At 65.6% G+C, this 13,215-nt stretch carries 11 protein-coding genes; 4 read left to right on the forward strand and 7 right to left on the reverse strand.

Annotated features, from left to right (window positions below; translation table 11 throughout):
• Positions 1-10 precede the first annotated feature (10 nt).
• From ACREYQ_RS20615 to ACREYQ_RS20625, 3 genes are all read left to right on the forward strand, one after another.
• Positions 11-3,133: an efflux RND transporter permease subunit gene (locus ACREYQ_RS20615; protein ID WP_432262027.1), complete on the forward strand. Its 3,123-nt coding sequence runs from the start codon at positions 11-13 to the stop codon at positions 3,131-3,133.
• Positions 3,134-3,455: 322 nt separating this feature from the next.
• Positions 3,456-4,037, forward strand: coding sequence for a hypothetical protein (locus tag ACREYQ_RS20620; protein ID WP_432262028.1), 582 nt, complete (start codon positions 3,456-3,458; stop codon positions 4,035-4,037).
• A 100-nt stretch (positions 4,038-4,137) separates the two neighbouring features.
• Positions 4,138-4,341 (forward strand): CsbD family protein, encoded by a 204-nt coding sequence (locus ACREYQ_RS20625; RefSeq protein WP_432262029.1) that lies wholly within the window; start codon positions 4,138-4,140, stop codon positions 4,339-4,341.
• Between the two features lie 83 nt (positions 4,342-4,424).
• On the opposite strand, the gene ACREYQ_RS20630 is transcribed toward ACREYQ_RS20625, so the two are convergent.
• Entirely contained in the window at positions 4,425-4,835 is a 411-nt protein-coding gene (locus tag ACREYQ_RS20630) for a hypothetical protein (RefSeq protein ID WP_432262030.1), read from the reverse strand.
• A 451-nt stretch (positions 4,836-5,286) separates the two neighbouring features.
• Here ACREYQ_RS20630 and ACREYQ_RS20635 point away from each other — a divergent pair, with 451 nt between their 5' ends.
• On the forward strand, positions 5,287-6,903 hold the full coding sequence (locus tag ACREYQ_RS20635) for a glycosyltransferase family 39 protein (RefSeq protein WP_432262031.1): 1,617 nt from the start codon (positions 5,287-5,289) through the stop codon (positions 6,901-6,903).
• A gap of 2 nt (positions 6,904-6,905) precedes the next feature.
• On the opposite strand, the gene ACREYQ_RS20640 is transcribed toward ACREYQ_RS20635, so the two are convergent.
• From ACREYQ_RS20640 to ACREYQ_RS20665, 6 genes are all read right to left on the reverse strand, one after another.
• Entirely contained in the window at positions 6,906-7,583 is a 678-nt protein-coding gene (locus ACREYQ_RS20640) for a carboxypeptidase regulatory-like domain-containing protein (RefSeq protein WP_432262032.1), read from the reverse strand.
• A complete protein-coding gene (surE, locus tag ACREYQ_RS20645) occupies positions 7,580-8,572 on the reverse strand; it encodes a 5'/3'-nucleotidase SurE (RefSeq protein ID WP_432262033.1) in 993 nt (330 codons plus the stop codon). Before surE ends, ACREYQ_RS20640 begins: the two co-directional genes overlap by 4 nt.
• Before the next feature lie 104 nt (positions 8,573-8,676).
• Positions 8,677-9,702: a 4-hydroxy-2-oxovalerate aldolase gene (dmpG, locus tag ACREYQ_RS20650; protein ID WP_432262034.1), complete on the reverse strand. Its 1,026-nt coding sequence runs from the start codon at positions 9,700-9,702 to the stop codon at positions 8,677-8,679.
• A gap of 10 nt (positions 9,703-9,712) precedes the next feature.
• Positions 9,713-10,627 (reverse strand): acetaldehyde dehydrogenase (acetylating), encoded by a 915-nt coding sequence (locus ACREYQ_RS20655; protein WP_432262035.1) that lies wholly within the window; start codon positions 10,625-10,627, stop codon positions 9,713-9,715.
• A 44-nt stretch (positions 10,628-10,671) separates the two neighbouring features.
• Positions 10,672-11,454 carry a 2-oxopent-4-enoate hydratase gene (dmpE, locus tag ACREYQ_RS20660; protein WP_432262036.1) on the reverse strand — a complete coding sequence of 261 codons (783 nt, stop codon included), beginning with the start codon at positions 11,452-11,454 and terminating at the stop codon, positions 10,672-10,674.
• 66 nt (positions 11,455-11,520) lie between these two features.
• Positions 11,521-13,083, reverse strand: a complete 1,563-nt coding sequence (locus ACREYQ_RS20665) for a DUF1302 domain-containing protein (protein ID WP_432262037.1) — start codon at positions 13,081-13,083, stop codon at positions 11,521-11,523.
• Between the last annotated feature and the right edge of the window lie 132 nt (positions 13,084-13,215).

Below are 13,215 nucleotides of genomic sequence, written 5' to 3' on the forward strand. Positions count from 1 at the left end.
CGGCCGCCCCATGATTTCGCGTATCGTCAGTTTTGCCCTGCATCAGAAGCTCTTTGTCTGGCTGGGCCTGCTTATCTTCGTCGGAGGCGGCCTGGCTGCCTTCAAGAACCTGCCGATCGAGGCCTTCCCCGATGTCTCGGACATCCAGGTCAACATCATCACGCTGTATCCTGGCCGCGCCGCGGAGGAAGTCGAGCGGCAGGTGACCATTCCGATCGAAACCGCCATGGCGGGCACGCCTAACTCGGTGCGGGTGTTCTCGCACACGCAGTTCGGCCTGTCCTTCATGATGGTGACTTTCAATGACCGCGCCACCGACGTGACGGCGCGCCAGCAGATCCTTGAGCGCCTGCGCAGTGTCGACCTGCCTGACGGCGTCCATCCGGACCTGGCGCCGCTGTCCACCGCGATCGGCGAGATCTTCCGCTTCCGCCTGACCGGCAAGGGCTACACGGCGCAGGAACTGCGCACCCTGCAGGACTGGGTGGTGGAGAAGAACATGCGCCAGGTGCCCGGCGTGGCCGACGTGGTCACTATCGGCGGCACCATCAAGCAGTATGAGGTGAACCCGAACCTCGGGCGCATGCGCGACGCCAAGATTTCGCTGTCGCAACTGTTCACCGCGCTGCAGCGCGCCAACTCCAACGCCGGCGGCGGCGCCGTGGCGCAGGGGCGCCAGCAGTTCCTGCTGCGCTCGCTGGGCAGCTTCCGCACCTCGGCCGACATTGCCAACGTGGTCGTGGCCGAGAACAACGGCACGCCGATCCTGGTCAAGGACATCGCAGAGGTGAAGATCGGCAGCGCGCCGCCGCAGGGCCTGATGGGCCAGGACGACGAGGACGACATCGTCTCGGGCATCGTGGTGATGCGCAAGGGCGAGAACCCGTCGCTGGTGCTGGAGGCGCTCAAGAAGAAGATCGATCTGCTGGACGGCCAGATCCTGCCCAAGGGCGTGAAGATCGTGCCGTACTACGACCGTTCCACGCTGATCGGCAAGACCCTGCACACGGTGTTCGGCAACCTGGTCGAGGGCGCGCTGCTGGTGATGGCCGTGCTGTACCTGTTCCTGGCCAATGTGCGCGCCGCCGCCATCGTGGCGCTGATCATTCCGCTGGCGCTGCTGTCGACCTTCATCGGGCTGACGTGGGTGGGCATTCCGGCCAACCTGCTGTCTCTTGGCGCGATGGACTTCGGCATCATCGTCGACGGCGCGGTGATCGTGGTCGAGAACATCTTCAAGCGGCTGGGCGAGCTCAAGGAACAGCAGATCAAGGACAGCAGGGCGCGCCTGCATGCCATCCTGCAGGCCACCACGGAGGTGGGCCGACCGACCGTGTTCTCGATGGTCATCATCATCGCGGCGCACATCCCGATCTTCACGCTGCAGCGGCACGAGGGCAAGATCTTCGCGCCAATGGCCTACACGGTGACCGGCGCGCTGATCGGTTCCCTGATCCTCTCGCTGACGCTGGTGCCGCTCTTGTGCCACCTGCTGCTCACGAAGAACATCGCGCACGACGACAACTTCCTGGTGCGCCACTGCAAGCGGCTCTATGAGCCGATGCTGGCCTGGGCGCTGGACCACAAGAAGATGGTGGTCGGCATCGCCCTGGGCATGCTGGTGGCGACGGTGGGCGTGGGCAAGTTCCTCGGCAGCGAGTTCCTGCCCGAACTGGACGAAGGCTCGATGTGGGTCAGCTTCGACCTGCCTGCGTCGGTGTCGACCGATGAAGCGCGCGGCCAGGCGCGGTTGCTGCGCAGCGTGATCCGCAAGACCCCGGAGGTCAACACCACCATCTCCAAGGTGGGGCGCCCCGACGACGGCACCGATCCCAAGCTGATCAACACCGTCGAGATCCTGGTCGACCTGAAGCCCGAGAAGCAGTGGCGCGACGGCTTCAACAAGCGCAGCATCATCAACGAGATCAACGCCAACCTGCGCAAGCTGCCCGGCATCGAGCCCAATTTCTCGCAGCCGGTGCGCGACAACATCCTGGAGAGCATCTCGCAGATCAAGGGCCAGATCGTGATCAAGGTCCAGAGCGACAGCCTTGAGCACAACAAGCGGGTGGCCGACCAGATCCTGGCGAACGTGCAGTCGGTCCAGGGCGTGATGCGCGCCTTTATCGACCGCGACGGCGAGCTGCCGCAGTATGTGCTGGACTTCGATCGCGCCCAGGCCGCGCGCTACGGCATCAATGTGGCCGATGTGCAGGACCTGATGGAAACCGCGCTGGCCGGCAAGGCCGCGACTGAGCTGTGGGAGGGCGAGAAGCACTTCAGCGTGGCCGTGCGCCTGAAGCCGTCGGAGCGCGAGCTGCCGAACCTGCCGAACATCTTCATGCAGACGGCTGACGGCGCGCAGGTGCCGCTGTCGCAGCTGGTGACCTTCCGCGCCGCTTCCGGCGCGATGAACATCAGCCGCGAGAACGGCCAGCGCACCACCTCGATCGGCATCTTCATCCACGACCGCGACATGGGCAGCGTGGTGAAGGACATGCAGGCGCTGGTGGACAAGAACGTCAAGGCCGAGGACGTCAAGATCAGCTGGTCGGGCGAGTTCGAGAACCAGGAACGCGCCATGGCGCGGCTGTCCATCGTGGTGCCGCTGTCGGTGCTGGTGATCTTCCTGCTGCTGTTCAATGCGTTCAAGTCGTTCAAGAGCGCCACGCTGATCATCTCGAACATCCCGTTCGCGCTGATCGGCGGCGTGTTCGCGCTGTTCCTGACCGGCATTCCGCTGTCGGTGTCGGCGGCGATCGGCTTTATCGCGCTGTTTGGCCAGGCGGTGCTCAACGGCGTGGTGATGGTGACTTACTTCAACCAGCTGCGCGACGAAGGCATGCCGGTGCGCCAGGCCGTGCTGACGGGCTCGATGGACCGGCTGCGCACCGTGCTGATGACCGCGCTGCTGGCCATGCTGGGCCTGTTCCCGATGGCCATCTCGCGCGCCATCGGCTCGGAGACGCAGCGTCCGCTGGCCATCGTCATCATCGGCGGGCTGATCACCGCCACCATGCTGACGCTGATCGTGCTGCCCACGCTGTACGAATGGATGGTGGGGCGCAACTGGCCGGACGAGGAGGGCGATGCGCCCGGCGAGAACCGGTTGACGCCGTCGATTTCAGAGTGATGGCAGGCCGCGGGGGGGGGGGGGCGTGCCCCTCGCAGCCTGTCCGACATCGATCGCAGACTTGTCGCCTGCTATGACGCCGCCCTTGCCGGGCGGCGTTTTCGTTCCGGTGGCGCATTTCACAAGCGCCTGCGCGACCCGATCCATGCGCGCCGTGTGCCTCGCCCGAATCGTCATGTCGGAATCGTCTGACGCACCTTTCGGAGCCCCACGCCTGCTTCCCCAATCCCCCCGAGCCTACTCTGGACTTACGGCGTGGCCAGCAGCGTAGCCGCCGGCCTCTCATGCGTACCCATACGCAGTCTTCGGAAAGGAGCTCGACATGATGAAGAAATGGCTGACCGCAGCAGCGTGTTCGATGATGATTGCCGCCCCGGCAGGTTTTGCCCTGGCACAGACGGCGACTGCTGGATCCAAAGCGGACTATGAAGCCGCGGTGAAGCAGGCTGACGCGGACTACAAGGCCGCCTCCGCCAAGTGCGATGGCATGAAGGCCAATGCCAAGGATGTCTGCAAGGCCGAAGCCAAGCGCGACCGCGACGTCGCCAAGGCCCAGGCCGAAGCCCGCCGCGACGGCACGCAAAAGTCCATGGCCAAGGCCGAAAAGACCAAGGCCGACCGCGACTATGACGTTGCCAAGGAAATGTGCGACGACAAGAAGGGTAACGACAAGGACGTCTGCAAGAAGGATGCCAAGGCCGCGCATGAAAAGGCCCTGACCGCTGCCAAGGTCGACAAGGCCGCGGCTACCGGCTCGAGCGCCGAAGTGGCGGAAGCCCGCGCCGATGCGAAGAAGGACACCATGAACGCCGCCTACAAGGCTGACAAGGAACGTTGCGACGCGATGTCCGGCGAGTCCAAGGAGAAGTGCCAGGCCGACGTGCGCGCCAAGTACGGCAAGTAAGCACTGCCTTACCGGCCGGCCGATGGCGGGTCATTCACCGCAGCAATCGCAAGGGGATGCCTCTGATGGCCCCCCTTGCCACCGGATGAAGGAGCACGACATGAACTGGGACCAGATCGAAGGCAAGTGGGAACAGGCCAAGGGGAAGGTCAAGGAGAAATGGGGCAAGCTTACCGACGACGACATCACGCAGATCAACGGCAAGCGTGACCAGCTCGCCGGCCGTATCCAGGAGCGCTATGGCTATACCAAGGAGCGCGCCGAGGAAGAAATGAAGGCGTGGGAACGGGATGCGCGGTGGTAACAGAACAGCCGCTTTGACGTCGCAGCGGGACACCTTTAAGTGTCCCGCTTTTTGTCTTGCTGCACGCCAATGCCCCGGGCTTCTCAGTCCGCCTGCTCAGGCCATTGCTGCTCACCGCCCGCCCCGGGCAACCGTTGCACCATGTATTCATGCAGCCGCGACAGTTCCAGCGCAATGCCATCCGGAAACCCCTGCCGCCCGCCGCGCTTGTCGATCAGCAACTCGACCAGGAAAGCATGCAGCGCCGCGGGGTGGACAGAGAGCGCGGCCAGATGGTTGCCGATGCGGGCAAAGCGGCGGCACAGTTCCACGGGGCGCGCCTCGGCCGGCAGCGACGCCAGCCACCGCATGGCGACGTCTGAAAGCACCGTATCGTCCGGCGACGGCGGGCGCCGCAGGCCGCTCCAGTCAGGCTCGGCTTGCGCCGGCGGCGCGCCGTCCAGCACCTTCTTTGCTTCCTCAACGGTGACGAATTCAAAAGAGAGGGGTTCCATGCCGGCTCCGGGATCAGACCAATGCGCACCGCTGCGCATTAACGCGCATTCTAACGATTACGGCGCTGTGCAGGCCATCTTGATGGGCAGGTCGAATCGCGGTGCATCCCGGCGCTACACTGGCAGATATCCTGATAGCCAATGCACACTACAACTCTGGAGCAACGTTCGAGCCTGTGCGGGGCAGTGTAGAAGCAAAAAACACCGGGCGCGCCACATTTCCTCCGGGTCTAAAAAAGATTCAGTGGGGATTAAAAAGACAGAAATACTGAACCGCCGCCTCCTTGCCCGTGCCGCAATGTGCGAACCGGCACATACCCCTATCGGGTTTTGCTTGTAATGTTTTGTAATCTCTTGAGATCATTGGGGAAATTAGTGCTTCTCGTTTCATCCCGGTGCTAGCGGTGGATCAGGCACGCCCCGCGTTTGCGTCGCAAGATTCAGGAAAAGTGTGGAAAAAGTTCCGAGCCCTACCGCAGTCCGCCAGTCAGCGTGGCAGAAGTCAGCCATTCTATGGACGCAATCCACAGCTTCTCAGACACCCTCTGCCGGCTGGGTTTTCGCCCTGGCCGTGCTTTGTCATGTGCTTTTATGGACGATCCTGCCGAGCCTGCTGCTGAAAAACGCGTCGCTCGACATTGTTGAGGCGCTGGCGTGGGGCCATGAGTGGCAGCTCGGGTACGAGAAGGACCCCCCCCTGTGGCCCTGGATCACGGAGGCCGTGACGGCGTGGTCCGGCAAAAGCCTGTGGACTTGCTATCTGGCCTCCCAGCTTTGCATCGGGATCGTATTCCTGGCGGTGTGGCGGCTTGGATCCCGCATTGCAAGCAGGCGCGAAGCGCTGATCGGTGTCCTCCTGCTGGAGGGCATCTACTACTTCAACTATCCCACCCCGGAGTTCAACGATATCGTCCTGCAGATGCCGTTCGCCGCCGCATTTGGCTGGTTGCTGCATCGCGCGCTTACCGGGAACCGGCTTGTCGACTGGGGGTTGAGCGGATTGATTGCCGGACTGGGGCTATGGGCACGTTACTCGATGGGCGCGTATATCGCTTCCATGGCCATCTTCGTGCTGTTGCACCCGCAGGCGCGCCGGCGCCTTGCCGGGCCAGGCCCCTGGCTGCTGGTGCTTGTCGCGCTTCTCGTCTTCCTGCCGCACCTGCGCTGGATTGTCGAGAGCGGCTTTATCTCCATCGACTACGTGGCCAGACGTGCGCCTGCGGCAGCAGAGAGCGCGGGCTACTTTGCCAGACTGCTTTCGTTTATCGGCGCGCAGTTTGCAGCCTTGATTCCAATGCTGGCCCTGGCTGCCATGCTCTGGCGCTGGCGCAGCGCCGAAGCCCCGGCGCCGTCGGATGCAGGCAGATTTGATCAGGCCTATGTGGCTGCCCTGGCGTTCGGGCCCATTGCCTTTTCCTTGGCCTTGTCGATCATCACGCACCGGCCGCCGCGGGTCATGTGGGCGGCCCCGCTGATGTGTTTCGCAGGCCTCTTCATTGCCACCAGGATCCGGCCCGTCTGGACCGCCGCAAGGATGCGCGTGTTTGGCCGCGCCTGGCTGGTGGTCCTGCTGTTACCCGCATTGATTTTTGTGCTGGAACAAGTAGGCAAGCCGATGATTACCGGCAACGAAAGCCGCGCACATTTCCCCGGGGAGCAACTTGCCGCCGAAGTGACCAGCAGATGGCAGGCCGAGACCGGGCAGCCCCTGAAGTATGTGATCGGCGACACCTGGCATGCCGGCAATGCTGCGTTCTACTCCGACGACCGCCCGTCAGCGCTTTTCTCGCACGGCGGCTATCGCTTCAGCCCCTGGATCACGCACGATAAGCTGAACGCGTCGGGCGCCGTGCTGGTCTGGGATGCGCGGAAAGAGGGCGCCGGCATTCCGCAGAGCCTTGCCGCGCAATATCCGGATGCGGTGCTTCAGCCTGCGTTTGCACTAAAACAGAACGCCTCGGTGTACCAGATCGGCGTAGCGTTCCTGTTCCCGGGCAGCGCGGCCAGGGCAGACATTGGGACGCCTGGCCAGGAAGATTCCCCTGGCCAGGCGCCCCAGCCGCTGTAACCCTAGTTGCAGCTTGCGTCCGCCACGCAAACGCCGCGCACTGCCATCTCGCCCATGAAGTCCATCGCGGCCTGGTCCGCGATCGCTTCGCGCAGCGCTTCCAGCGCGGCGTCGTGGGGGTCGTTGGCATTGCCGGCCTCCAGCGGCGTGTCTTGCCAGCGCCGCGGTACGGCAGCGGGGTCGATATCGACCCCGGCACCGGTTGCCAGCGTGTCCAGCACGGCGGACTCCGCCGCCGCCATGGCATCGGCGGTCAGGTCGCTGGCGCGCGCCTGTCCGAAACCGTCGAACACCTGACTCGGCGGCACGCCCAGGACTTTCCACAACGCCAGTTCGGTCAGCGGCGAGCAATTCACGATGCGCCCGCCCAGTACCAGGCCGTGCAGCCGCTGGCGGTTCGGTTCGCCCTGCGCGAGCCCGCCCTCGCAGCGCACCATCAGCGGCCCGCCCGGCGCGCCGGCCAGGCGGAATGCGCCTTTTGCATCGGTAGTAGCGTTGCGCACTTGCCCTTGCGCATCGCGCAACTGCACGGTGGCGCCTGCCAGCGCGGCCCCGACGGCGGCCGTGCCGGTCACTTCCTGCGCATGGTCATCCCCGCATGCTGCGACAGCCGCGACCCCGCATGCGAGCACGAGGTGGCGCCAGGTTTGAAGGTGCTTGCCCATGGTGTCGGCGCTCATGGGGCCAGCGTGGCCAGCTCGCGGTGCGAGCGGTTGAACAGGCCGCGCGCCAGCGGCGTCGGGCGGAAATCGACATCAAGCGGCGAGATCGTGATGAACTTGGCCAGGAAGGCAGGCGTCTCGGCAATCCGCGCCAGCGCTGCCAGCTCGGTCTCTGGCGCACCCACGTCGATCGATACCGTGCTGTCGGCATTGCGCTTGTAGGCTGTCGTAAACGAATCCACGGTGCCGGGCGTGGTCAGTCGCACGCCGGCAGGCGCCCCACCTGCAACGATCGGATAGTTGATGTTCAGCGGGTGGGCCACCGGCAGCAATGGCTGGCCGGCGGGGCGCGTGGCTTCCAGGCTGGCGATGACGCGGGCCAGGAAGGCCCCGGCCTTGGGGAACGCCGCCAGCGTGCTGGCAAAGCCCGTGCGTGCTTCGGCAAAATCCACGCCCACGCTCAGCGCAATGCCCGGCACGCCGCGGCGCGCGGCGAACAGCACGTTCATCACCGTGCCCGAGTGCGGGATCGAATCCGACAGGTTCTCGCCGAAATTGGCGCCGGAGACGACCAGGTCCGGCGTGAAGCTGCTTTCCGGCCCGACGATCTTCAGGCCCATTGCGGTGGCGTCCACCGGCGAGCCGCTGCCCAGGTAATCAGCGTTGGTGGCGTTGAGCGCGCTGCCCGCGACAAACGTGGTCTTGATCCGGTGCACGCAGTAGGTGTCGTTGCTGCCGGCAAGCGGCTCCACGAACAGGCGGGTGCGGCCGTCGGGCACTGCGTAGGCAGCGCCCGAGCCGCTCTGGTTGCTGGCCGGGCCTACCGTGATGACACGGTGGCCGGCGTCCTGCAGGGCCTTGCGGACCGCGCTGATGCCGGGCGCGGCGCAGCCGTCGTCATTGGTCAGCAGGATATTGAGTGCGTGAGCGGGGCTGGCCACGGCGGCGAGTGCCGTGGCAGCGATAGCGAGGCTGGCGACCCGCGGGCGGGCACGAAGTTTAAGCATGGGACCTGTCTCCTTTCTTCTTTTTTGCGTGATAAAACCTGTGGCAAGCAGTGCCCGGCCGCGCCGCGGCGCCGCCGGGCTGGATCGAAAGCGGGGCGGCGCCTTCAGGGCACCAGCAGTCCCCGCTCGCGCGCCAGCGTGATCGCCGTGTCCTCGATCATGTCCTCCTGCCCGCCCACCAGCCGCTGCCGGCCGAGCTCAACCAGGATTTCGCGCGCGGGGATGCGGTACTTGACCTCGGCGCGCTTGGCGAACAGCAGGAAGGACGAATACACGCCGGCATAGCCCAGCGTGAGTGCGTCGCGGTCGAGGCGGATGGGGTGGTCCATGATTGGCACCACCAGGTCCTCGGCGACGTCGGCAATGCGGAACACGTCGACGCCGGTGTCGATGCCCATGCGCTCGCACACGGCCACCAGCACTTCCATCGGCGTGTTGCCGGCACCGGCACCCAGTCCCGCGGCGGCAGCGTCGATGCGGCTGGCGCCGCACGCAATCGCGGCGAGCGAATTGGCCACGCCCATGGCAAGGTTGTGGTGGCCGTGGAAGCCCAGCTCGGTCTCGGGGCGCAGCACCTGCCGCACGGCCGTCAGCTTTTCGGTGACATCGTGCGGCAGCATGTGGCCCGCCGAGTCGGTGATGTACAGGCAGTTGGCGCCATAGCTTTCCATCAGCAGCGCCTGCTGCACCAGCGTCTGCACCGGTGCCATGTGCGCCATCATCAGAAAGCCCACGGTGTCCATGCCGAGCTTGCGCGCCATGCCGATATGCTGTTCCGAGACATCGGCCTCGGTGCAGTGCGTGGCCACGCGGATGGTATGCACGCCGATCTCGTGCGCCATGCGCAGGTGGTCGACGGTGCCGATGCCGGGCAGCAGCAGGGCGGAGACGCGCGCCTGCTTCAGTTCGCCCAGCACCGCGCGCAGGTATTCCTCGTCGCTGTGCGCCGGGAAGCCGTAGTTGACCGAGGCGCCGCCCAGGCCATCGCCGTGGGTGACTTCGATCAGCGGCACGCCGGCGGCGTCCAGCCCCCGGGCGATGCCCTTCATCTGTTCCAGCGAGATCTGGTGGCGCTTCGGGTGCATGCCGTCGCGCAGGGTCATGTCGTGCAGGGTGATGCGTTGGACCATGGCTGGCTCCTCAGGCGGTGGCGTTGGCGATGGCCTGCGCGCTGTCGGCGCGCATGGCGGCGGCGATGCACTCGGCGGTGCGGGCCGCCGAGGCGGTCATGATGTCCAGGTTGCCGGCGTATTTCGGCAGGTAGTCGCCAAGGCCCTCCACCTCCAGGAAGATCGAGACGCGCTTGCCGTCGAACACCGGGCCGTTCTTCAGCGTGTAGCCCGGCACGTACTTGCGCACATCGGCAATCATGTCGTGCACCGACGCGGTAATCGCGGCAACATCGGGCGCATCGTCGGTCAGGCAGTGGATGGTGTCGCGCATGATCAGCGGCGGCTCGGCCGGGTTGATCACGATGATGGCCTTGCTCTGGCGCGCGCCGCCCACGGCTTCGATCGCGCCCGCCGTGGTGCGCGTGAACTCGTCGATATTGCGGCGCGTGCCGGGCCCGACCGAGCGCGACGACACCGTCGCCACGATCTCGCCATAGGCCACCGGCTGCACGCGCGACACGGCATACACCATGGGGATGGTGGCCTGCCCGCCGCACGTCACCATGTTGACGTTCATCTCGTTGCTGCCGATATGGGCTTCCAGGTTGACCGGCGGCACGCAGAACGGCCCGATCGCCGCCGGCGTGAGGTCGATCACGCGCACGCCGCGCGCGGTCAGCTTGGCCGAGTGTTCCGCGTGGACATAGGCCGACGTGGCATCGAAGGCGATGCGGATATCGTCGGCCGCCAGGTGGGGCAGCAGGCCGTCGATGCCGTCGCTGGTGGTTTTCAGCCCCAGTTCTCGCGCGCGGGCCAGGCCTTCGGAGGACGGCTCCACGCCGACCATCCAGACCGGTTCCAGGATGTCGCTGCGGCGCAGCTTGTAGAGCAGGTCGGTGCCGATATTGCCGGGCCCGATCAGGGCACATCGGATCTTGTTCATGGTGTCTCGCGTCGCAAGGTCAGGAAGTCAGGAAAGTCGTGAAGTCAGCAGAACACGGCGGTGCAGCCGCCGATGCCGGTGATGCGCATGGACAGCCGGTCGCCGGCCTGCACGGGAATCAGCGCCGCCAGCGAGCCCGACAGGATGGTCTCGCCGGCCAGCAGCGGAATGCCGAAGCCGCCGAGCGTGTTGGCCAGCCATGCCACCGCGTCGGCGGGATGCCCCAGCGCGGCGCTGCCCAGGCCCGTGGCCACGCATTCACCGTTCTTTTCAAGCGTCATCGCGCACGTGCCGAGGTCCAGCGCGTGCGGGCTGACGCGTTCGTCCCCGAGCACATAGACGCCGCATGAGGCGTTGTCGGCGACGGTGTCCTCGATGCGGATGCGCCAGTCCCGGATGCGCGAATCCACGATCTCGAAGCAGGCCGCCACCGCTTCGGTGGCGTCGAGCACATCGTCGCGCGTGACGCCGGGGCCGCGCAGGTCGCGCCGCAGGAAGAAGGCAATCTCGCCCTCGGCGCGCGGCTGGATCAGTGACGCCGCGGGAATCGGTTGGCCGGCGGCGTAGTGCATGCTCTGCAGCAGGATGCCGAAGTCCGGCTGGTGCACGTCCAGCATCTGCTGCACGGCTTCGCTGGTCACGCCGATTTTCTTGCCGGTGACGCGGTCGCCGGCGGCAAGCCGGTGGGCAATGAAGCCCTGCTGGATGCGGTAGGCATCGCGCACATCCAGCCCCAGTCCGCGGCCGCTGAGTGGCGGCACCGGCGAGCGCGCGACGAGCGCGTGGTGGAGTTCGTTGCTGAGCGTGGTGATCAGGTCGGCATTCATGGCAGGGGGCCTGGGCTGCACTGCCGCGGCGGCATCGCGCCGCGGCAGTCCGGGTCGGAACGAAGGTCAGAACGAGTACTTGGCGTTAAAGGCCACGTAGTCGCGGTCAGCCAGCGGACGGTTGGCGATGCTAGCCCCGCCGATAAATGCGGCGTAGGTCAGGTTGAGCTCCAGGTTGTTCAGGTACTTGAAGGTCAGCCCCACGCTGGCGCGCTTGTCGCCATAGCCCATCAGCGTGCCGAAGGCGCCGGCCACCGCCGACTGGCCGCTGAACTGCTGCGCATAAGTGAGCGGCACCGTCATGTCCCAGCCATCGAACACATTGTTGTAGGTCAGCGACCAGCCCACCTGGAACGCCGCCGAGTTGCGGGTGTTCGACAAGTTGCTGAAGCCCATCACCGGGTCCACGCTCAGCACGTGCAGGTAGGCGACTTCGCCCAGCAGCGTCTGCGAGTTGGCCAGGAAGGTCGGGCCCACCGAGTAGATCGCGGAGAGCTGGCCCTGCAGCGCCTTGCCGCGCGTCGCGGTGGGCGAGCCGGCCACGTCCACCAGCATCGGCACGCCGTCCTTGTAGCTGACTTCACCGGCGACGTTGGCACCCAGCACCTGCGTCGAGAAGCTGGCGCCGGTCAGGTTGATGCCGCCGAAGTACTTCTGCTGATACTGCAGCGTGGGGAAGAGCGAGGTGACCACGCTCGGGTTCTTGTCGTGGTAGCGCAACTGGTAGAGCCCGATCTCGGTGCCTTCGAACACGCGCAAGCGGGTGCCGATGCCCCATTGCCCCCAGTCGGACGGGCGGATATCCGGGCCGCGCGGGATGTTGAAGCCGGGTCCGATGATGAACTGCGCGCCCGGGCCTACCACGTCGGTGGTGCTGAAATAGCTGCCCGGTGCGAAAATCTGGTTCGGCTTGTAGGTGAACTGGTAATAGCCCATCACGCTGAATGCCGGCGTGACCTGCAGCTGCAGCGACGCCTGCGGCACCGGCAGCAGGATGTCCTTGACCTCGGCGCCCGGCACGAAGGCCTTGGTCGCATCGGCAGGCCCTTGCGCGCCGGCGATATTGGCGAAGAACAGGCTCTCGCCCCAGGCCACCACCTGGTTGCCCAGCTTGAAGCTCAGTTGCGAGTCGCCGATCGGCGTGGCGCCATAGACATAGGCATCGAGCAATTGCGCACGGTGCTCGTGATAGTCCCGCGCGGAACCGGTGAATTCGTTGAACTGGCCGCTGTGGTTGACCGTGAACGGCGCATTGTTCGAGTTGCTGCCGCTGTAGGCCCAGTCCTGGAACACGCTGCCGCGCACCAGCGCGCCAAAGACATCGTGCTTGACATGGGCTTCGCCCAGCAGCGAGACGCGGTTGGCGATCATGTCGCCGCGCTTGAAGTTGCGGTTGCCGTCATCGCCGTTGATATTCGCCGGGTTCAGCAGCGCGTTGCTCTGCTGGCCGGTGCGCACCGCCGCGCCGTAGGTGGCGGTAACGCTGTAGTCGAGCGTGGTGTCGTGGCCGAGGTCGATGGTGTCGCCGGCCCGGGCGGGCGGCGCGAGCAGCGCGGCCAGCGCTGCCGCGGCAGCAATTGGCCGCAGCCGGTTGCGGCGTTTCAGTGAGCCGAATGTTGGTTTGTGCATGGTGGTCTCCCCGTGGTGTCGGTCTTGGTTCATTGCCTGGCACTTCGATTGGCGCTCGCCTGGCCGCAAGCGTAGAGAGGGGAAGCCATGCACAAATCGGCAGAACGGACTAGGCTGTTTCCCCTACTGCTG

The sequence above is a fragment of the Cupriavidus sp. TMH.W2 genome (assembly GCF_050847365.1).
Lineage (GTDB): Bacteria > Pseudomonadota > Gammaproteobacteria > Burkholderiales > Burkholderiaceae > Cupriavidus.